Source organism: Burkholderia sp. LAS2, assembly GCF_018417615.1.
GTDB lineage: Bacteria > Pseudomonadota > Gammaproteobacteria > Burkholderiales > Burkholderiaceae > Burkholderia > Burkholderia sola.
On sequence record NZ_CP071052.1, the window covers coordinates 4,362,476 to 4,382,953 of the forward strand.

Below are 20,478 nucleotides of genomic sequence, written 5' to 3' on the forward strand. Positions count from 1 at the left end.
GAAAATGCGTGAGTGGAGCGAGCGGGCGGCGCTCGGCTGCGCGCACGCGCGGCCGTCACCGCGTCGCTGCCGTCAGGCCGTGACCGCCGCGTTCGCGACGCGCTCGCAGACGGCCGCCGTCACCTGCGCGGTCGTCGCGCTGCCGCCGAGGTCGCGCGTGTGCAGCGACGGGTCGGCCGTCACGGCCTCGATCGCGTGCATCACGCGCGCGGCGGCATCCGCCTCGCCGAGATGTTCGAGCAGCATCACGACCGACCAGAACGTGCCGACCGGATTCGCGAGTCCCTTGCCCATGATGTCGAACGCGGAGCCGTGGATCGGCTCGAACATCGACGGATAGCGGCGCTCGGGATCGATGTTGCCGGTGGGCGCGATGCCGAGGCTGCCCGCGAGCGCGGCGGCGAGATCGCTGAGGATGTCCGCGTGCAGGTTGGTCGCGACGATCGTGTCGAGCGACGCCGGGCGGTTGACCATGCGCGCGGTCGCCGCGTCGACGAGTTCCTTGTCCCACGTCACGTCGGGAAATTCCTGTGCGATCTGCTTCGCGATCTCGTCCCACATCACCATCGCATGCCGCTGCGCGTTGCTCTTCGTGATCACGGTCAGCAGCTTGCGCGGCCGCGACTGCGCGAGCCGGAACGCGAAACGCATGATGCGTTCGACGCCGGCGCGCGTGAGGATCGACACGTCGGTCGCGGCCTCGATCGGATGGCCCTGGTGCACGCGGCCGCCAACGCCCGCGTATTCGCCTTCGGAGTTCTCGCGGACGATCACCCAGTTCAGGTCGTCCGGCCCGCAGCGTTTCAGCGGCGCGTCGATGCCCGGCAGGATGCGCGTCGGGCGCACGTTCGCGTACTGGTCGAAGCCCTGGCAGATCTTCAGGCGCAGGCCCCACAACGTCACGTGGTCGGGTACGTCCGGGTCGCCCGCGGAGCCGAACAGGATCGCGTCCTTGCCGCGCAGCGCGTCGAGGCCGTCGGCCGGCATCATCGCGCCGTGCCGACGGTAGTAATCGGCGCCCCAGTCGAAATCCTCGAACGCGAACGCAAAGCGGTCGCTGCCGCGGGCCAGCGCTTCCAGCAACTGCTTGCCGGCAGGCACCACTTCCTTGCCGATGCCGTCGCCGGGAATCGTTGCGATACGGTAGGTCTTCACGCGGACATCCTCCATTGATCGTGAGCGTGAACGCACTTTATCGAACTGGAAGTACAGAAACCGGGGCTATACTCAAAGCATCTTTAACTGCAATTCACGAATCCCGTCATGGCGGATACCGTCCAGCCGGCCGATCTCGGCTTCTTTTCGACGCTGGCCGCATCCGGCAGCCTGAGCGCGGCCGCGCGCGAACTCGGGCTGACCGCGGCGGCCGTCAGCAAGCGGCTCACGCAGATGGAGCGGCGCGCGGGCGTGACGCTCGTCAACCGCACGACGCGGCGGATGATGCTGACGCCGGAAGGCGACGTGTACCTCGACTATGCGCGCCGGATCCTCGATCAGATGGACGAGCTCGGCGAACTGCTCGGCAGCGCGAAGCAGCGGCCGAAAGGCCTGCTGCGCGTGAACGCGACGCTCGGTTTCGGGCGCAGCCACGTCGGCCCGGCGATCTCGCGCTTCGTCGCGCGCTATCCGGAGGTATCGGTGCAACTGCAGTTGTCGGTGATGCCGCCGCCGCTCACGGACGACGCGTTCGACGTGTGCATCCGCTTCGGCGAACCGCCCGATACGCGCGTCGTCGCGCGGCGGCTCGCGCCGAACCGCCGGCTGCTGTGCGCGGCGCCCGCGTATCTCGCGCGGCACGGGACGCCCGGCACGCCGCACGACCTGACGCGGCACAACTGCATCGGCATCCGGCAGGGCGACGAAGGTTACGGCGTGTGGCGCCTGACGAGCGGACGCGGTGCGGCCCGCCACACGGAAGCCGTGCGGATCAACGGCAACCTGACGACGAACGACGGCGAGATCGCGGTGAAGTGGGCGCTCGACGGACACGGGATCCTGATGCGCGCGGAATGGGATCTGCGCGACTATCTCGCCGACGGCAGGCTGGTCGTCGTGCTGCCCGAGCACGAAACGCCGAGCGCCGACATCTACGCGGTGTATGCGCAGCGTCACCAGATGTCCACGCGGATTCGCGCGTTCGTCGATTTCGTGGCGGAGGATTTGGGGCGGTTTAGGGTGGTGTAAGGCGGGTATTCCGCACCCCATGCGGGTCGGCTGTCGGTGCTGCGGGCATGCGCACGCCTGCGCCTCTCCGTATGCCGCTGCACTGCTGGCCCCGCAGCATACGATGTAAATATTCCGGCGAATTTCGTGCCAAATCGCCAAAATATTTACATCCTCCGATACGGATCAAAGGCCAGCGCCTGCCACCTCGCAACCGCTTGAGGACCTTCCGTCCGCATACCGCCGTCAAGCCACCGCTACGAGCCCGCTGTAGCGATCGCCGGCAGCGACTGCACCCGGCAGCGCCGGCCGCCACCCCACCGCCCCCGCCGCCGCCAGTCCCGCCTGCTCATACCCGGCCTGCACGAAGCGCTCCGCGATCCAGTCGACGAACGCCCGCACGCCGGGCGACACATGCGGGCGCTTCACATAGACGGCCGACACCGCGAGCGCATCGGGTTGCCAGCGCGGCAGCACTTCCCGCAACCGCCCCGCGTCGATCAGCGGCTGCGCGGCGACGCGCGTCGGCTGGATCAGCCCGAGGCCGTGCACGCCGCAGGCGAGATACGCCTGCTCGTCGTCCACGCTGACGATGCCGTCGAGTTGCACCTTGCGCACCGCGTCGTCCATCACGAATTCGAGCTCGGCCGGACGCTGGCCGAACACGTGCGACCCGGCTACCGCGCGATGCGCGTCCAGATCGTCGGGCGTGCGCGGCACGCCGAAGCGCTCGAGATACGCGGGGCTCGCGCACGTCACGCGCTCGAGCGAGCCGAGCCGGCGTGCAACGAGCGACGAATCGGGCAGCGCACCGAGCCGGACGCTGCAGTCGATCGCGTCGCCGATGCGATCGCCCGCGCGCCCGGCCATGGCGAGCATCAGTTCGAGATCGGGATGTCGTGCATGAAATTCGCCGAGCGCGGCCAATACGATCGCGCCCGCCACCGACGCCGGCAATTCGACGCGCAACGGCCCGCTCGGATGCAGCGCGGCGCCGCGGATGCTCGCTTCGAGCTCGTCGACGTCCGCGGTGATGCTGACGCAGCGCCGGTAATACGCATCACCTTCGGGCGTCGCCCGCAACGCGCGCGTCGTGCGCACCAGCAGCGGCATGCCGAGCGCCGCTTCGAGTTCCTGCACGGTGCGCGTCGCGGTGGCGCGCGAAATGCCGAGCGCCTGCGCCGCGCGCGTGAAGCTGTTCATTTCGACGATGCGCGTGAAGATGCGCATCGCGCGGATCGGATTGTCCACCCAACACCTCTGCGTGGTTGCGATATGTCGCGGCGCGCGTTCGCGCACCGTGCGTGCGTGTCAATATCGACGTCGATGTCGACGCAAGCCGCGCGACCCGCGCGGCCGTCGGGTCAGGCGTTCGCCGCCGCGACGCCGGGCGCCGGTTCGGCGAGCAGCCGTTGCGCGAGCGCCAGTGCGTCGTCGCGGCTCGCCGCCGCGTTCAGCGGATAGCCCCAGACCTTCTCGAAGGCGCCCGAAAAGGCGTTGAGCGCCACGCGCCGCGCCGCGTTGGGCTCGATCGCGATCATCCCGGGGATCCGTTCGCGCGACAGCGCACGGTTGGCCTTGCTCCACTTCGCGAGCTGTTTGCGCATCTCGTGATCGTTGTCCGCGCGATCGTCGCCGGACGGGGCATCGTCGGTCAGCAAGACGAAGCGTTCGCGGCGCGCGAGCAGCGCGTCGAGTTCGGCAATCAGGCGGGCGGGATCGGTGTGGGTCGAGCCGCTGTAACGCAGCCAGACAAACGGGAATTCAGTCGTGACGATTTGCATGTCGACCTCCAGATGAGAACGATTCTCATCTTATGGATCGAGACCCGATGCGTCATTTCTCATCCCGGCCAACTGCTTTTTCAATCCGGCCAAACGTGTGCGAGCGCGCAGCGTAGGCGTTCAGCGTTGCCGGTCGGTCAGGTATTGCGTCGGCGACTTGCCGGTCGCCTTGCGGAACATCGTGACGAAACTGCTCGCGCTCTCGTAGCCGAGATCGATTGCGATCTGATGCACGCGGCGGCCGGTCGTCAGCATCCGCAGCGACAGCGCGACGTGCAGCCGACGGCGCCAGTCGCCCAGGCTCATGCCGAGTTCCTTCGTCGCGAGCCGCGTGAGGCTGCGCTCGCTGATGCCCGCGCGTCGCGCGAGTTCGGCCAGCGGCGACTTGTCGGCCGGATCGTCGAGCAGATGGTCGATCAGCTTGCGCAGCCGGCGGTCGGCCGGCATCGGCAGGTACAGATCCTCGATCGGCGCCGCGACGAGTTCGTCGAGCAGCGTCGCCACCAGCCGCCCCTGCGGCCCGTCGACGTCGTACAGATTCGGGAAGCTGGCCGCCTTCAGCAGCAGTTCGCGCAACAGCGGCGACATGGCCAGCGTGCAGCAGCGCGTGGGCAGCTCGAGCGCCGCGTCGGGTTCGACCAGTACCGCGTAGAAAGTCGCGCCGGCCGAGCCGCGCGCCGCATGCGGGACATCGCCCGGAATCCAGACCGTGCATTGCGGCGGCGCAGTCCACACGCCGCCGTCGATCTCGCAATAGACGACGCCGCTCAACGTGTAGAGCAGTTGCGCCTGACGATGGCTGTGCCGCTCGAGCCGCCATTCGGGCTCGACGACCGAGCCGCCGAACACGACGAGCGGACGCGGCACGTGATAGACGTCGGCGTCCGCGGCGGGATCGGTGATCGGTGGAAGGTCGCGCATGGAACGACGGGCTGTAAAGAAGGCCGGACGCCGGCGCGCCCTGTCGTGCTTATACCAGAAAGGCGCCGGCGCGGCCGCGCCGTTTGAAAACGGCCGTCTGCGGCCGCGCGCCGAACCGAATACAATGCGCCGATCCCCTGCCGCTGCGCCAACCTGCCGGAGCCGCCATGTTCGACCTGACCACGCTGACCACCTTCACGGCCGTCGTTCTGGGCCTGTTCCTGATTCCCGGCCCCGCCGTGCTGCTCGTGCTGAGCCGCACCGTGCAGGGCGGCCGCAAGACCGGCATCCTGACCGGCCTCGGCGTCGCGAGCGGCGACTTCGTGCATACGCTGTTCGCGGCCGTGGGGCTGTCCGCGCTGCTGATGACGTCGGCACTCGCGTTCAACGTCGTGAAGCTGGCCGGCGCCGCGTACCTGATCTACCTCGGCGTGCGCGCGCTGCTCGAGAAGGCGGCCGACCCGTCGCTGCCGCAGGTGTCGCCCGTCACGCCGCTCAGGGCGTACTTGCAGGCGATTCCCGCCGAAGTGCTGAATCCGAAAACCGCGCTGTTCTTTCTCGCGTTCATGCCGCAGTTCGTGCATCCGGAGCGCGGTTCGACGTTCGTGCAGTTCGCGGTGCTCGGGCTGATCTTCGTCGTGCTCAGCTCGCTCTACACGACACTGATCGCGTGCTCGATCCGCCCGCTCGGCCGCATCGTGAAGCGGCTCACGTGGCTCACGCGCTGGCAGGGCAAGATCATCGGCTCGATCTTCATCGCGCTCGGGCTGCGCGTGGCCGTGCAGCAGCGCTGATGTGCGCGGCCGCATGACGCGCGCCGACGCCGACCTGCTCTACACCGACCCGCGCCTCGTCGCGGTGTACGACGTGTTCAACGCGGGCGATCGGGACTTCGCGTTCTACGCGGCCGCGATCGGCGCCGCCGGGCAACGCATCCTCGATCTCGGCTGCGGCACCGGCACGTTCGCGCGACGGCTCGCGGCAGCCGGGCATGACGTCGTCGCGATCGATCCCGCACCGGCGATGATCGATTACGCGCGGCGCCAGCCGGGTGCCGACGCGGTACGCTGGCTCGCGTGCGCACTCGACGGCCTGCCGCCCGGCGCGCCGTTCGATGCGGTCGCGATGACCGGGCACGCGTTCCAGTGCCTGCTGACCGACGACGACATCGATGCGACGCTGCGCGGCGTGCGACGCGTGCTCGCCGACGGCGGCCGCTTCCTGTTCGACACCCGCAACCCGCGTATCGAACCGTGGCGAACATGGACACCCGCGCAGTCGGCACGCAGCGTCGAGTCGCACGCATTCGGCATCGTCGATCTCCATCACGCGGTGCGGGCGATCGACGGCGCGATCGTGACGTTCGACACGCATTACCGCTTCCGTCGCGACGATACGGTGCTGACGAATACGAGCCGGCTGCGTTTCATCGCTCGATCCGAATTGCAGGCCCGCGTGACGGCGGCCGGCTTCGCGTCGGCCGACTGGTGCGGCGATTGGGACCGTGCCCCGTTCGACGAGGCGACCAGCGCGGAGATCATCGCGATCTGCCGCGCGTAACGGGCGCAGCGCAGACATCACGCGCCCCTCTCGTCATCACACGCCGTCGAGCGCGCGCCGCACCCCGTCCCAATCGAGCCCGAACCGCGCGAGATACTTGCGCAATCGGTCCGCATCGTTCGGCTGCTTCTTGTTCTTCCGCGACACCGCGAACAGCGTGCGCCCGGCGTCCGACAGGCTCGCCGACGTGCGGCACACGTCGAGCACGCGTTCGAGCTGCGCGCGGTCGAACAGGTCGAGCTCCGCCGCCCGCGCGCCGAATACCGCGTCGACGCATGCATCGGACGCCCCCGCACCACCCGGCGACGACCACGTGCGCGTCAGCCGCTCGACTTCCTGCTCGGCGAGCGCCTCGGTAATCCGCCCCGCATCGGCCAGCGTCGCCATCCGCGTGACCGAGGCCGACAGCTCGCGGAAGTTGCCGGCCCACGTCGCGCGCGGCGACGCCGCGAACGCGAGATAGCGCCGCTTCGCCTCCACGTTGAACCGCACCTGCTCGCCCTGCTCGCGGCCGAAACGGTCGAGCTCGAATTCGAGGTTCGGCTCGATGTCCTCGCGGCGCTCGGCGAGTCCCGGCAGTTCGTAGGTCCACAGATTGATCCGCGCGTAGAGATCCTCGCGGAACGTACCGGCAGCCACCATCTGCCGCAGGTCGCGATGCGTGCCCGCGATCAGCTCGAAATCGCTGCTCGCCTCGACGTCCGCGCCCACCGGCAGGAAGCGCTTTTCCTCGATCGCCTTCAGCAGCATCGCCTGTTCGTCGAGCCCGAGTTCGCCGATTTCGTCGAGAAACAGCAGCCCACCGTCCGCTGCGCGCAGCAGCCCCGCGCGCGCCGACTGCGCGCCCGTGAACGCGCCTTTCACGTGACCGAACAGCGTCGACATCGCCGCGTCGCCGCGCAGCGTCGCGCAGTTGACCTCGATGAACGGCCCCGCGAGCCGGTGCCGGCCGCGCTTCAGTTCGTACACGCGCTTCGCGAGAAACGACTTGCCGGCACCCGTCGGCCCGACCAGCAGCATCGGCGCGCGCGACCGCACGGCCACGCGCTCCAGTTGCTCGATCAGCGCGTTGAAACGCGCGTTGCGCGTCGCGATGCCGGCCTTCAGGAACGACACCGTTTCGTCGCGCTCGCGCGTGAAGCGCTGCGCGATCCGGTTGTAGCGCGACAGGTCGAGATCGATCACCGAGATCGTGCCCGGCCCGCTCGGCCCTTCGTCCGTCCGCTGCGGCGGCCCCGTCTGCACGAGACGCGCGGGCAGGTAGCGCGCTTCCGCCAGCAGGAACCAGCAGATCTGCGCGACGTGCGTGCCGGTCGTGATGTGGATCAGGTAATCCTCGTGCTCGAGGTCGAACGGATACGCGCGTGCGTAATCGTGCAGCGTCGCATAGACCTCCTCGAAATCCCACGGATCGTGGATCGTGACCGGCGTGAGCCGCACGTCGGTGTGCGGCGACACGCGCGCGAGATCGTCCCGCACCTGGTTGGCGAGACGCGTGTAGTCCAGCGAATGCAGCAGTTCGAGCCGGTCGATCGGCAGGCCGGGCTGCTCGCACAGCGAAATCGTCGGCCGCCATTTGCGGTAACGGCGCGGCGCGCGGCCGCCCTGGTCGAGCACGGTGCCGAGAAAACCGATCGCGACGGTTTTGCGCATGTTTATCTCATGGGATAAGAAGCGATCCGATTGTATCGGATATTCATGGCGGCGCGGTGCAACGAGCGTTGCCACCAGGCCGCGCCAAATAAAAAATTCCCTTTATTTTCAATCGCCTGGGAAATTTCACGAAAGCCCACGCCCACACTGGCACGCTCCTCGCTAAATAGAAAACGCCGGATGTCCCGCTGGCCCACGAGCCAGGGTTCAACAAGCCCTGCTGGTGCGCCGCCGCCGAACCTCGTTCGTCGCGGCAGCGCATGCCGCCATGGACAGACGAAGGCAAAGGGGCGCGCGCCAGGATGCTTCGCCCGGGTTCGAATCCCGGGGCGCCCCATTGTTCGGAAGCTCAGTCAGGTGGAGCAGCCGGCGAAAGCCGGCCGGTGGCGGGTTCGAATCCCGCTCGAACGCTGTCCGCAAGGACGGTCTCGTATGAAAGCAGTACCCGCCGGTGCGGGCCGCAAGGCCCGCCGCGCGTCCGACCGGTTGCGGTTCCGCGCGATCGCGCCGGGCGGCCGCACGGCCCGCGCGAATGCGCACGACGACGCGATGCAGGACGCGTCGCCATGCGCTTCGACGCCGGCCAGCGTGCCGCCCGCCCGATTGCGTCGCACCGCGATCCGCCCGATGCGCGTCACCCGGCGGCCATTGAAGAAAAGGACAAGAATATGTGGATGCGACATGTCGTAAAAAAGAACGAACGCGCGCTGCTGATGAGCGAAGGCGATTTCGTGAAGGTGCTCGAACCGGGTGTGTTCAAGGCCTTCGATCCGTTCAAGCGCCTGTCGGTGCAGACCGCGCGTCTCGATGCGCCGCTCGCCGACGAAGCGCTGGCCGATTACCTGCGTCACGACGCACAGGATGTGCTCGCGCAGCATTTCGTCGCGATGGATCTCGCCGACGACGAAGCCGGCCTGCGCTACGAAGACGACGTGCTCGTCGAGATCCTGGCGCCCGGCACGCGCCGGCTGTACTGGCGTGGCCTGACCGCGCATCGGCTGGAGCGCATCGATCTCGCGCAGGACAGCATGCTGCCCGCCGCGCTCGTGAAGCGCATCGCGCAACCGTCGCTGCGTGCGCGCGGCGTGGCGGGGCTCACGAGCGTGCTGCTGGCTCAGGTGCCGGCGTACCACGTCGGTGTACTGAAGATCGACGGCAAGATCGAGCGGGTGCTGGACGCGGGTACGTCGGCGTTCTGGCGCTTCAACCGCGACGTCGCGGTCGAACTCGTCGATCTGCGCTTGCAGGCGATCGAAGTCGGCGGGCAGGAAATCCTGACGCGCGACAAGGTCGCGCTGCGGCTGAACCTGTCGGCGACGTGGTGCTATGCGGACGTGCTGCACGCGTTCGGCCAGTTGCAGAAGCCGGTCGAACACCTGTATCGCGAACTGCAGTTCGCGCTGCGTTCGGCGGTCGGCACGCGCTCGCTCGACGCGCTACTGGAGGACAAGCAGTCGCTCGACGACGTCGTGATTGCGCAAGTACGCGCCCGCCTCGACGATTCAGGCGTGGACGTGCGCAGCGTCGGCGTGAAGGATATCGTGCTGCCGGGCGACATGAAGACGATCCTCGCGCAGGTGGTCGAAGCGGAGAAGTCCGCGCAGGCGAACGTGATTCGCCGCCGCGAGGAAACGGCGGCCACGCGTTCGCTGCTGAACACCGCGAAGGTGATGGAAGAGAACCCGACCGCGCTGCGACTCAAGGAGCTGGAAACGCTCGAGCGCGTCGCGGAACGGATCGACCGCATCTCGGTGTTCGGCGGTCTCGACCAGGTGCTGAACGGACTCGTCAGCATCAAGGGCGCGTAATGCAGGAGCCGGCGCGGCGCACGTGTATCGCGCCGGACCCCGAAATGAATCAGGTGAAGCAATTGACGTCCTCGTCCACCTAAAGGCGGAGGATTCCCACACCTGGCGATGCACGTCCGCATCGGAGAATGTTCAGCGCAGCGTTGATATCACGATCATGCACGAGACCACAGTCACTGCAGGCCCATTCTCTTATTCTCAGTCCCGCGATACCTTTCGGCCGCGTCGTGCTGTCTTTCGATCCGCACGACGAACAGGACTGGGTCGAACCGCTTTCGTCCACTTCCTCGAACGTGGCCCCGTGCGCGATCGCTTTGTAGCGGAGCTTGTTTCGGAAGGACGACCAGGATGCGTCGTAGACGCTCTTCGCCATCCTGGCTCTGGCGAGTTTTGCGGCCGACACGTTGCCGACCGCGATGTAATCAAAACGCCGCACCAGATCGAGCGCGAGCTTATGCTGGAAATCGGCGCGGGCATTCGCGACCTTGGCGTGCAGCTTCGCGATATGCCGCTTGTGCTTTCGCGCCCGTTGCGCTTTCGCGAGTTTCTCGGCCGCGCATCGACCGAACCGATCGTTAGGCAGCTTCTCGCCGGTCGAAAGTGTGGCGAAGTCTTTCAGACCGAGATCGATGCCGACGCCGGAACGGATTGGGCGGGCCTGAACATCGGGCATCTCGATCACGATGTTCAAGAACCAATTACCGCGCGCATCCTGCGCAAAGTTGGTTCCGTCCTTGATCTTGCCTTCGGGAAGCGCCCGGCTGTTGAACACGCGAAACGTGTTGCCGGCGAAACGAAACGCGTCGCCCTCGCGCTTCAGGTCACGGCCCTTCAGCGGCACCCAACCCAGCGATTTCCTGCCGCGATAGCGCAGGTAGGGCCGACGGTGCTGACTGCGCGACTTCGCATATTGCTCGCACGTGGCGTTGATCGTACCGGAGTGGATACCGAGCGCCTTGCTGCTGCCGGTGGTGAGCATATTCAGGTCGAAGCCGGTCGGCCACTTCTTGCTCCATTTGAGCGCGTGCTTCTGCGTATCGTTGCAAAAGTTCCAGACGTAGTTCACCGCGCGGCTCTGCTTGTTAAGCAGTCCGTTGAGCGACTTCACCCGGTAGCGGTAGACAAGAATCATGCCGGTGATCCTAACCCGTGGGAGAAGCCGCCTGTCAACAGCACCCCTTTCCTTCCCGCCATCAATGGCGGGGTTTCCCGGAGCAAATTCTGATGAATGACATCGAATATCAGGTGATGGAACTGGCGAACGGCAAGCCGGTGAAGATGTGGACGCAAGGCGTCGCCGTCGAAGAGGAAGCGCGCGCGCAACTGCGCAACACCGCGCAGATGCCGTTCATCTTCGGCCACGTCGCGGTGATGCCGGACGTTCACCTCGGCAAGGGCTCGACGATCGGCAGCGTGATTCCGACGAAGGGCGCGATCATTCCGGCCGCGGTCGGCGTCGACATCGGCTGCGGGATGATGGCCGCGCGCACGACGCTGACCGCGTCCGACCTGCCGGATTCGCTGGGTGGGCTGCGCAGCGCGATCGAGCGCGCGGTCCCGCACGGCCGCGCGCCGGGCCGCCGCGATCCGGGCGCATGGGGCGATCGCACGCCGGCCGCCGTGACCGACGCGTGGAAGTCGCTGCAACCGGGTTTCCAGCGGATCGTCGACAAGTATCCGAAGCTGGAAAAGACGAACCACTACGCGCATCTCGGCACGCTCGGCACCGGCAACCACTTCATCGAAGTGTGCATCGACGAAGCGGACCGCGTGTGGTTCATGCTGCACAGCGGCTCGCGTGGCGTCGGCAATGCGATCGGCAGCCTGTTCATCGAACTCGCGCAGGCCGACATGCGCCAGCACATCGCGAACCTGCCGGATCGCAACCTCGCGTATTTCACCGAAGGCAGCCGGCACTTCGACGATTACGTCGAGGCGGTCGGCTGGGCGCAGGACTACGCGCGACGCAACCGGCAGGCAATGATGGACGCGGTGATCGGCGCGGCGCGCGGCGTGATCGGCACACCGTTCTCGGTCGACGAGCACGCGGTGAACTGCCACCACAACTACGTGCAGCGCGAACGCCACTTCGGCGAAGACGTGCTCGTCACGCGCAAGGGCGCGGTGTCCGCGCAGAAGGGGCAGCTCGGGATCATCCCGGGCTCGATGGGCGCGAAGAGCTTCATCGTGCGCGGGCTCGGCAATCCGGAAAGCTTCTGCTCGTGCAGCCACGGTGCGGGCCGGACGATGAGCCGCACCGAAGCGAAGCGCCGCTTCACGGCCGACGATCAGGCGAAGGCGACGCAGGGCGTCGAATGCCGGAAGGACGCGGGCGTCGTCGATGAAATCCCGATGGCCTACAAGGACATCGACGCGGTGATGGCGGCCCAGCGCAGCCTCGTCGAAGTGATGCATACGCTGCGCCAGGTGGTGTGCGTGAAGGGATAGTGCGGTATGCGGCCAATGGCCGGCGGCCGCGCACAACGAAAGGAAAGCGACAACGATGAAAACCGACAAGACGATGACGACCGTACGCAGCGCGCATCCGGTCGACCCGGCGGTGCGGGCGCGCGTGATGGCGGAGCTCGCGGAAGTCGAGCGCCGCCACGATGTAAGCGTGCTGTTCGCGTGCGAATCGGGCAGCCGCGGCTGGGGATTCGCGTCGCCGGACAGCGATTACGACGTACGCTTCGTGTACGCACACCGGCGCGACTGGTACCTGAGCGTCGAACCGCAACGCGACGTGATCGAACGGCCGCTCGACGACGAGCTCGACGTCAGCGGCTGGGAATTGCGCAAGGCGCTGCAACTGCTGCGACGCTCGAATCCGACGCTGCTCGAATGGCTCGACTCGCCCGTCGTGTATCGCGAAGACGCGCGCTGGGCGCCGCGGCTCAGGTCGCTGGCATCGGCGTTCTTCTCGCCGGTACGAGGGCGTCATCACTACCTCGCGATGGCGAAGAAGAATTTTCGTGGCTATCTGCAAGGCGACACGGTGCGTTACAAGAAGTACCTGTACGTGCTGCGGCCGCTGCTCGCGGTGCGCTGGATCGACATGGGGCTCGGCATGCCGCCGATGCGTTTCGCGGATCTCGTCGACGGCACCGTGCATGAGCCGGCTGTGCGCGCGGAGCTCGACGCGTTGCTCGCGCTGAAGATGAGCGCGAACGAAAGCGAATACGGGCCGCGCCGACCGGCGATCCACGCGCTGGTCGAGACGATGCTCGCCGATGCCGAACACGACCGCGAATACAAGCGGCCGTGGGGCGACGTGGCGATGCTCGACGCGTTCCTGCGCGACGTGGTCGACGGCCGATGAAACGTGAACGGCGCGATGCCTCCGGGGATCGCGCCGTTTTTGCATCGGCACTCGTCCGATCTATGCAGGCCAGGCAGCAACGTCCGTGCCCGCATACTACGTGTCGTCGTCACGATCGCAGCGCATGGCGGCGGTATACTCGATGCCGTTCGCCAATGCGCGCCGCTGCATGCGCCGCAGCCTTCGACCTGCCCCGCTTGCTGACGATGCGCTTGCAGTCCGACGTCTTCCGCCCGCCCATCCACAGTCGATACGAACCGTCATGTCGCACCGCCTTTCGCTCGCCATCGCCGCCCTCCTCGCCGTTTCCCCGTTCGTTGCCGAGGCTCGCCCGCTCGCGCGGCCGCCGGTCGAACGCGACTTCAAGAACTGGTCGGTCGTCTGCGACAACGGCAACCGCTGTATCGCGGAAAGCCACGCCGACGATATCGACGACGCACGCACCGGCCTGATCCTCCGCGTGACGCGCGATGCCGGCCCGGACGCGCAAGCCTCGCTCGACCTCTACGCGTCGGCGCCGATCGACTTGCGCACCGCACGCGTGGATGGCCGGCCGTTCGATGCGATGCCGGCGCAATGGCATGCGTTCGGCGACAAGAGCGACGACGACGCCCGCCCGCTCCGGATCCGGACCAGCGATCCAGCAACGGTGGCCGCGTGGCTGGCCGCGGCGCGTAATGCGCAACTGCTGAGCGTCGGCGATCCGGCCACGACGTCCACCGCACGCACGCCGTTGTCGGGATTGAATGCCGCGCTGCTGCTGATCGACGACACGCAGGGCCGCGTCGGTACGGTCACGGCACTGCTGCGCCCCGGCACCCGGCCGGCATCGTCGGTGCCGGCCGCGCCCGCGTTGCCACACGCCGTCACGCCCGCGCCGCCGGCCGCCTCGGCCCTGTCGGCCGCCGAACAGCGTCCGCTCGTCGATGCGGTACTCGCGAAATTCGGTGCCGACGTGAAGCAATGTGCGGCCGATGTCGAAGACGAAATGTCGGCGAGCGACCGCAGGAAAGCATCGCGAGCCGTCGCGATTTCGTCCGACGAGGCGCTCGTCGCGATCCCGTGCCAGACCAGCAGCATGTATAACCACACCGATCTGTGGTATCGCGTGCGGCGAACTGCGCCGTACGCGCCGGCCGCGATGAACTTCGGCGAGAACGCGAACGCGGGCCTCGATTCAGCGTCGTTCGCAAACGAATTGACCGACGCCGGCTACGATCCCGCCAGCGCGACGCTGTCGAGCAAGGTGAGGCTGCGCAGTGCCGGCGATTGCGGCTCGACCGCATCGTGGATCTTCGACGGCCGGCGCTTCATGCTCGGCGATATCGCGACGCACGGCGCATGCAACGGCCTGTTCGACGATCAATGGCCGCGCCTGTATCGACGGGCCGATGCGGCCGGAAGCCGCTGACGCACGTATCGCACCGAAACACGCCTGCAGAGATAACCCATAACAAAACGAGGGGCCGAACCATGCATCACCCGTTCATCGCCGCGTCGGGCCACACGGCCGCGACGCGGCGCACGCGAGGCCGGCGCAGCGCGCTTGCATTCGCGCTGATCGCCATCACCGCATTCGTGTCGACACCGGCGCGCGCGGCAGACGCCGACGAGTCGGTCGAGATCCCGTTCTGGTCGCGCGACTGGACCGGCACGATCGGCAATCGCCATGTCGAAGTGTCTTTGTCGCGCGTCGCCGATACGATATCCGGCTGGTACTGCTACGCGCCATGCGCGTCCGACAAGCGCTATCGGCTTGCGTTGAAGGGTTCGCTCGATCCGCACGGCACGACGCTGTCGGAACGCGACAGCGGCGCGAAGACGAATGCCGATCGCGTGACGGGCACGTGGCGCGCCGCTTCGTTCGACAATGCGGTCACCGGCACATGGACCGCCCCGGACGGCAAGCGCACATTCCCTGTCTCGCTCGCGCAGAAGCGCGTAGGCAGACCATTCCCCTACGACATCCGCCTCGTCGCCGACCATCTGCCGGACGATGGCGGTTCGTGCAACGACGCGCCGCAGGTCACCGCGATCCGCTTGTACGATCACGACCGTCTCGTGCAGACGCTCAAGACCGATTCGCGAGGCACCTGCAACCTGTTCACACCGGATTTCGCCGACGTGAACTTCGATGGCTGGCCCGACCTGATGCTCGCACAGTCGATGGGGGCCGGCCCGAACATTCCGTATCAGACGTGGATCTTCAACCCGAAGACGCGGCGCTTCGTCGATGCGCCGCAGGGACTGCAAGACATCACGTCGCCGGATTTCGATCCGGTTCACCGGATCATCTGGACGGGCTGGCGCGCGAGCTGCTGCGAGCATGGCGTGACGACCTACCGCTGGCAGGGCAACGACGTGAAGGAGGTCGATTCCGCCAGCAGCTACTTGCTGCCGGTGCTCGACGGGAACACGCGCCGCTATTGCTACGTCGTGCCCGGCTACGACAACGGCCATATCGAGTATCCGCAACGCATCGAGCAGGCCGATACCGGGCTGCGCTCGACGCTGGGTGCGCTGAAGGACTGCGAAGTGGGTGATTCGCCGCAGATGTCGCGCGTGTATATCGACATCTGGAAACCGGGTGCGCCGGGCAGCGCCCCGACGCTCGTGCGTACCGAAAAGGTCGCTTGGAAACGTACGTCAACGCGCGCCGGCACGAAGTTCTGCCCGGACGTGCCGTTCTACGACAATGGCCGCATCCGCCGCATCCTGTTGCGCGACGATCCCGACCAGTGCAGCGACTCGAATCCCGACAAGAGCTAGTGCGCGGTGCGCCCGCGAGGGCGTACCGGCGTCGCGTCACGCGGTGCCGACGATCGTCTGCGGAAAAACGCATTCTATGCGGCGCGTCCCCATAAGCAACCAACGATTCGTTCTAAGGGCAGCCGCACACGTGCTCCTATAATCGCCGGACGGCAGGCCCCCTCGACCTTCACAACAACAAACGGAGCAACCATGACCGATCAGGCCCATTCGAACTGGCGTCTCGAAACCATCGCCGTGCACGGCGGCTATCGTCCCGACCCGACCACGCGCGCGGTCGCCGTCCCGATCTACCAGACCGTTGCGTACGCATTCGACGACACGCAGCACGGCGCCGACCTGTTCGACCTGAAGGTCCAGGGCAACATCTACACGCGGATCATGAATCCGACGACGGACGTGCTCGAGCAGCGGATCGCCGCGCTCGAGGGCGGCATCGGCGCGCTCGCGCTCGCGTCGGGGCAGTCCGCCGTCACTTACGCGATCCAGACGATCGCCGAAGCCGGCGACAACATCGTATCCGCGAGTTCGCTGTACGGCGGCACCTACAATCTGTTCGCGCACACGCTGCCGCAGTACGGGATCACCACGCGCTTCGCCGATCCGCGCGACCCCGCGTCGTTCGAGCCGCTGATCGACGCGCGCACGAAGGCGATCTTCGCGGAATCGGTCGGCAACCCGCTCGGCAACGTCACCGACATCGCCGCGCTCGCCGAGGTCGCGCATCGCCACGGCATCCCGCTGATCGTCGACAACACGGTGCCGTCGCCGTACCTGCTGCGCCCGTTCGAGCACGGCGCCGACATCGTCGTGCACTCGCTGACGAAGTATCTCGGCGGCCACGGCACGAGCCTCGGCGGCGCGATCGTCGATTCGGGCAAGTTTCCGTGGGCCGAACACGCGGACCGCTTCAAGCGACTGAACGAGCCGGACGTCAGCTATCACGGCGTCGTCTATACCGAAGCGTTCGGACCGGCCGCGTATATCGGCCGCGCCCGCGTGGTGCCGCTGCGCAACATGGGCGCGGCGATCTCGCCGTTCAATGCATTCCAGATCCTGCAGGGCATCGAGACGCTCGCGCTGCGGGTCGAGCGGATCAGCGACAACGCGCTGAAGATCGCGCAGCATCTCGCGCGCCACGAGCACGTCGAATGGGTGAACTACGCGGGCCTGCCCGATCACCCCGACCATCCGCTCGTCGCCCGCTACCTGTCGGGCCGTGCGCCGGGCATCCTGACATTCGGCGTGAAGGGCGGTCGCGACGGCGGCGCGAAGTTCCAGGACGCACTGAAGCTGTTCACGCGGCTCGTCAACATCGGCGATACGAAGTCGCTCGCGACGCACCCGGCATCGACCACGCACCGTCAGCTGTCGCCGGCCGAGCTCGCGAAGGCCGGCGTGAAGGAAGAAACGGTGCGGCTGTCGATCGGCATCGAGCATATCGACGACCTGCTCGCCGATCTCGACCAGGCGCTCGCGCAGCTTTGAGCGGAACGGGCGCCCCGGCTTGCGGGGGCGCCCGCATCGAACCGCTTGACCCTGGAGCGGCTTCAAGGTGTTCAATCTCCGGTTGATGCCCGGGCGACGCCCGGCGCGTACGATCGTGCCACGCAGCGTCCGACTGCGACGCGCCAACCGCCGAGAGGACTCATGACACCGACCGCAAAGCTCGCGCTGCTCACGTTACCGCCCGTGCTGGCGGCCTGTTTCGGCGCGCTCGCGGCCGCGTGGCGTGCGCCCGGCCCGAAAACGTCGAGCGTGATCCAGCATTTCACCGGCGGCATCGTATTCGCGGCCGCCGCGCTCGAACTGCTGCCGCAGGACCGCGCGCATGCGTTGTTTCCGGTCGTCGTCGGCTTCGTGCTCGGCATCGCGCTGATGCTGGCGATCCGCGCGCTGTCGGGCGCGATCGAGACGCGCTTCGAGCAAGCGCGTTTGCCGGTGAGTCTGATCATCGTCACCGCGATCGACCTCGTCGTCGACGGCCTGGTGCTCGGCATCGCCTTTTCCGCGAGCGACGAAAGCGGCATCATCCTGACCGTCGCGCTGACGCTCGAGGTGCTGTTCCTCGCGCTGTCGGTCAGCGCGGCGCTGGCCGCGGCCGGCATCGGCCGCATGCTGTCGATCGTCGTGCCGGTCGCGCTCGCGGCGCTGCTGAGCGTCGCGGCCGTGGCCGGCAATGCGGCGTTCGCGGGGTTGCCCGCGAACGTCTATGCGGTGCTCCTGGGATTGGGCACCGTCGCGCTGTTGTACCTCGTCACCGAAGAATTGCTGGTCGAAGCGCACGAGGTGCCGGAAACGCCGTTCGCGACGGCAGCGTTCTTCATCGGCTTCATCGTGTTCTTCCTGATCGAAGGATCGGTGAAGGCCGGGTAGGCCGCGCGCAACGGCGTGGTGGCTACCATGTCGTCGCGCCGGTCGGATAAGTGTCGACGATACGCGTGCCGTTGACCGGCGTGACACCCGCGTTGCGCAGTGTGGTCCACAGGTCGATCGCATGTTCGCGCGATTTGCGGCTGCCATCGTCGGTCAATACGTTCAGCGCGATCACTTGATCGCGCGTCGTCAGCTGCAGTTGTTCCTTCAGCTTGCGCGACTGATGCGACGCAGTGCGGACGTCACCGAGCATGATCCGTTTCTCCGTGATGGTCGGCTCGTCACCGGGATCGGCCGGCACGAACGTCAGCCGGCCGTTGTCGATCTCGCATTGCCCGCGCGCGAACGTCGTGGTCCACGCGCCGGCCGGCACGGCCGCGAACTCGCAGCGCATTTTCTCGTTCGCGCGGATGCCGAGGTCGTGCGCCGGCGCGTGCGACAGCGCACGTTCCGGCCAGCCAGCCGCCATCGCGGCCGTCGACGTCAGGCACGCCGCCAGCACGATTCCTTTCGCGATATTGCGCATCGCACGCTCCTTTTCCGTAAATGCGGCCGACGGGCGTCGTCCCGGTCGGCCGCGAATCAACGATCAAAGCACCGCGAAGCGGTTGTCGTGCGCGTCGACCATCGGCGTCTTCTCGCCGCGATGAACGGTCGAGCGATGAATTTCCCGATTGCGCGCGACGGCGGCCGGACTCGCCGGATAGTCGTGATTGGGGCTCGGGATCACGCCGTCGTGGCGCGCGCGCACCAGCTCCTGAATCACTTCCTGACGGCTTTTCGGCTGCGCGACCACGGCTTGCGAGAAGGCTGCTATCGACAGCGCGCCAGCGGCCATGGCGATCAGCGAGTGCGGAATGTTCATGTGGTTGGCTCCTTACTGGAATTCCGTGACAGAAGCCTTCACTTTGATCCCGAGGCGGTGCGGATTCGTGATCGCCTGATGACGGTTTCGTCACCGTCCCGACGATGTTTGATGTCCGCCGACCATGCGCTATCGACGCACACCCATCTTCATGCGGTCGGCGCGTGGCGGCGCGCGAACGGGGAACCGCGCACGCTGGCCGGTGGCACGCGTACGACGGGCATCGTCAATCCCTCGGCGGTTGCCCATGCGCACTGCGTGACGAAAATTTCATGTTCCGATCAGGTTCACGATGCGTCGCATCGCTACGATCGGAACGGTAGCGGGCCCTGCCCGTTCCTACCCACGCAGCGGGTCGCTGCCGCACGGCACGATCACGCATTAGGCCCGGACTCGTCGAGCGCCGGGCCATTTTTTTACGCGTGTCCGACCATCACCGCGGGGAATTGCGCTGCGGGTACACGCACGGATGCGTTTTCACATACAGGTTCGGATTGCCGCACCGGTGCCCGGCATAGTCGACCGGCTCGCCAGGCGTCAGGTCGGTCGGCGCGGGCTTGCGCGCGGCGGCAGAAACGGTGGCCGTGGCGCCGGAACGTGTCGATGCGCAGCCCGCGAACAACGGGACGATCAGGACTGCGATCAAGGCAAGGCAAATAGCGGGACGATGCAATTTTCGATCCGGAAGAAGGTCTGAACGGCGCCGCCCGCTATCGATGCTGCTGTCGCGGTCGGCACGTATTCCGTCGGCACGCTCAGCCAACGGCAGACTGCATGTTCCGCTTCCCGCTCATCCCACCCATGACGCGAACATGACGGTTGCGTCATGTCGATCGAGTCCGCACGGCGCACCTCCACGCCGGCAAGCTGACGCATTTTTCATCTCGCGATCACGATCACGCACGGCTGCTTTCGCATACTGGGTCCACGGTTCGCCACCCGGCGGCCCTGATCAAGGAGAGCACTCGATGAAAACGGCAAAACTCGCAGCACTGTTCGTCACCGCCACGCTGTCGCTCGGCATGGCCACGCAGGCCGCGTTCGCCCAAACGCAAACGCAGGGCAAGTCCCGCGCGCAGGTCGTCAACGAACTGAAGCAGGCGCAGCACGACGGCATCGTGCCGATCAGCAAGACGCAGTACCCGCCGACCGCCGACGTCGTCGCGCGCAACAAGGAGCTTCACGGGATTTCGGTGCATGGCGGCGAGAAAAAGCAGCAGACCGACAACCACGACGACCTCGCCGCGAAGCAATGATGCG

At 66.9% G+C, this 20,478-nt stretch carries 21 protein-coding genes and 1 tRNA gene; 13 read left to right on the forward strand and 9 right to left on the reverse strand.

Annotated elements, in window-relative coordinates; genetic code table 11:
* Positions 1-72: 72 nt before the first annotated feature.
* On the reverse strand, positions 73-1,155 hold the full coding sequence (locus tag JYG37_RS19925) for a tartrate dehydrogenase (RefSeq protein WP_124639307.1): 1,083 nt from the start codon (positions 1,153-1,155) through the stop codon (positions 73-75).
* A 108-nt stretch (positions 1,156-1,263) separates the two neighbouring features.
* On the opposite strand from JYG37_RS19925, the gene JYG37_RS19930 reads away from it, so the two are divergent.
* Positions 1,264-2,184: a LysR family transcriptional regulator gene (locus tag JYG37_RS19930; RefSeq protein ID WP_124630815.1), complete on the forward strand. Its 921-nt coding sequence runs from the start codon at positions 1,264-1,266 to the stop codon at positions 2,182-2,184.
* Between the two features lie 225 nt (positions 2,185-2,409).
* On the opposite strand, the gene JYG37_RS19935 is transcribed toward JYG37_RS19930, so the two are convergent.
* The 3 genes from JYG37_RS19935 to JYG37_RS19945 all read right to left on the reverse strand — a co-directional run bounded on the left by JYG37_RS19935 (position 2,410) and on the right by JYG37_RS19945 (position 4,868).
* Positions 2,410-3,414 carry a LysR family transcriptional regulator gene (locus tag JYG37_RS19935; protein WP_050014509.1) on the reverse strand — a complete coding sequence of 335 codons (1,005 nt, stop codon included), beginning with the start codon at positions 3,412-3,414 and terminating at the stop codon, positions 2,410-2,412.
* Positions 3,415-3,527: 113 nt separating this feature from the next.
* A complete protein-coding gene (locus JYG37_RS19940; RefSeq protein WP_050014507.1) occupies positions 3,528-3,947 on the reverse strand; it encodes a hypothetical protein in 420 nt (139 codons plus the stop codon).
* A gap of 120 nt (positions 3,948-4,067) precedes the next feature.
* Positions 4,068-4,868 (reverse strand): AraC family transcriptional regulator, encoded by an 801-nt coding sequence (locus JYG37_RS19945; RefSeq protein ID WP_050014505.1) that lies wholly within the window; start codon positions 4,866-4,868, stop codon positions 4,068-4,070.
* 167 nt (positions 4,869-5,035) lie between these two features.
* On the opposite strand from JYG37_RS19945, the gene JYG37_RS19950 reads away from it, so the two are divergent.
* Both JYG37_RS19950 and JYG37_RS19955 read left to right on the forward strand, forming a co-directional pair.
* Positions 5,036-5,662 carry a LysE family translocator gene (locus tag JYG37_RS19950; RefSeq protein ID WP_089489071.1) on the forward strand — a complete coding sequence of 209 codons (627 nt, stop codon included), beginning with the start codon at positions 5,036-5,038 and terminating at the stop codon, positions 5,660-5,662.
* A 13-nt stretch (positions 5,663-5,675) separates the two neighbouring features.
* Entirely contained in the window at positions 5,676-6,428 is a 753-nt protein-coding gene (locus JYG37_RS19955) for a class I SAM-dependent methyltransferase (protein ID WP_124554496.1), read from the forward strand.
* A gap of 36 nt (positions 6,429-6,464) precedes the next feature.
* Here the strand turns inward: JYG37_RS19955 and rtcR are convergent, their stop codons facing one another.
* Positions 6,465-8,081, reverse strand: a complete 1,617-nt coding sequence (gene rtcR, locus JYG37_RS19960; protein WP_124630817.1) for an RNA repair transcriptional activator RtcR — start codon at positions 8,079-8,081, stop codon at positions 6,465-6,467.
* A gap of 338 nt (positions 8,082-8,419) precedes the next feature.
* On the opposite strand from rtcR, the gene JYG37_RS19965 reads away from it, so the two are divergent.
* From JYG37_RS19965 to JYG37_RS19975, 3 genes are all read left to right on the forward strand, one after another.
* Positions 8,420-8,492 (forward strand) — tRNA-Phe (locus JYG37_RS19965).
* Between the two features lie 21 nt (positions 8,493-8,513).
* On the forward strand, positions 8,514-8,771 hold the full coding sequence (locus JYG37_RS19970) for a hypothetical protein (protein ID WP_124595474.1): 258 nt from the start codon (positions 8,514-8,516) through the stop codon (positions 8,769-8,771).
* Positions 8,750-9,889, forward strand: a complete 1,140-nt coding sequence (locus JYG37_RS19975; RefSeq protein ID WP_050014519.1) for a slipin family protein — start codon at positions 8,750-8,752, stop codon at positions 9,887-9,889. The genes JYG37_RS19970 and JYG37_RS19975 overlap by 22 nt, the downstream gene beginning before the upstream one ends.
* Positions 9,890-9,968: 79 nt before the next feature.
* Here JYG37_RS19975 and JYG37_RS19980 read toward each other — a convergent pair whose 3' ends face one another.
* Positions 9,969-11,021 (reverse strand): RNA-guided endonuclease InsQ/TnpB family protein, encoded by a 1,053-nt coding sequence (locus JYG37_RS19980; protein WP_089489069.1) that lies wholly within the window; start codon positions 11,019-11,021, stop codon positions 9,969-9,971.
* Between the two features lie 92 nt (positions 11,022-11,113).
* Here JYG37_RS19980 and JYG37_RS19985 point away from each other — a divergent pair, with 92 nt between their 5' ends.
* The 6 genes from JYG37_RS19985 to JYG37_RS20010 all read left to right on the forward strand — a co-directional run bounded on the left by JYG37_RS19985 (position 11,114) and on the right by JYG37_RS20010 (position 18,353).
* On the forward strand, positions 11,114-12,337 hold the full coding sequence (locus JYG37_RS19985; RefSeq protein ID WP_283813187.1) for an RtcB family protein: 1,224 nt from the start codon (positions 11,114-11,116) through the stop codon (positions 12,335-12,337).
* 55 nt (positions 12,338-12,392) lie between these two features.
* On the forward strand, positions 12,393-13,208 hold the full coding sequence (locus JYG37_RS19990; RefSeq protein WP_089489067.1) for a nucleotidyltransferase domain-containing protein: 816 nt from the start codon (positions 12,393-12,395) through the stop codon (positions 13,206-13,208).
* A gap of 262 nt (positions 13,209-13,470) precedes the next feature.
* Positions 13,471-14,619 (forward strand): DUF1176 domain-containing protein, encoded by a 1,149-nt coding sequence (locus tag JYG37_RS19995; protein WP_200891625.1) that lies wholly within the window; start codon positions 13,471-13,473, stop codon positions 14,617-14,619.
* Positions 14,620-14,681: 62 nt separating this feature from the next.
* Positions 14,682-15,977: an XAC2610-related protein gene (locus JYG37_RS20000; protein ID WP_089489066.1), complete on the forward strand. Its 1,296-nt coding sequence runs from the start codon at positions 14,682-14,684 to the stop codon at positions 15,975-15,977.
* Between the two features lie 192 nt (positions 15,978-16,169).
* Complete coding sequence (locus JYG37_RS20005) at positions 16,170-17,465, forward strand: O-acetylhomoserine aminocarboxypropyltransferase/cysteine synthase family protein (protein WP_050014496.1); 1,296 nt, start codon at positions 16,170-16,172, stop codon at positions 17,463-17,465.
* Between the two features lie 162 nt (positions 17,466-17,627).
* Positions 17,628-18,353, forward strand: a complete 726-nt coding sequence (locus tag JYG37_RS20010; RefSeq protein WP_050014495.1) for a ZIP family metal transporter — start codon at positions 17,628-17,630, stop codon at positions 18,351-18,353.
* A 22-nt stretch (positions 18,354-18,375) separates the two neighbouring features.
* On the opposite strand, the gene JYG37_RS20015 is transcribed toward JYG37_RS20010, so the two are convergent.
* The 3 genes from JYG37_RS20015 to JYG37_RS34825 all read right to left on the reverse strand — a co-directional run bounded on the left by JYG37_RS20015 (position 18,376) and on the right by JYG37_RS34825 (position 19,981).
* The gene (locus tag JYG37_RS20015; protein ID WP_050014494.1) at positions 18,376-18,879 is read right to left on the reverse strand and encodes a hypothetical protein; all 504 of its coding nucleotides are present in this window, start codon (positions 18,877-18,879) and stop codon (positions 18,376-18,378) included.
* Positions 18,880-18,942: 63 nt separating this feature from the next.
* Positions 18,943-19,218, reverse strand: a complete 276-nt coding sequence (locus tag JYG37_RS20020; protein ID WP_050014493.1) for a DUF4148 domain-containing protein — start codon at positions 19,216-19,218, stop codon at positions 18,943-18,945.
* 433 nt (positions 19,219-19,651) lie between these two features.
* Positions 19,652-19,981, reverse strand: a complete 330-nt coding sequence (locus tag JYG37_RS34825; RefSeq protein ID WP_249746017.1) for a hypothetical protein — start codon at positions 19,979-19,981, stop codon at positions 19,652-19,654.
* Positions 19,982-20,186: 205 nt separating this feature from the next.
* Here JYG37_RS34825 and JYG37_RS20030 point away from each other — a divergent pair, with 205 nt between their 5' ends.
* Positions 20,187-20,474: a DUF4148 domain-containing protein gene (locus JYG37_RS20030; RefSeq protein ID WP_050014492.1), complete on the forward strand. Its 288-nt coding sequence runs from the start codon at positions 20,187-20,189 to the stop codon at positions 20,472-20,474.
* Positions 20,475-20,478: the final 4 nt, after the last annotated feature.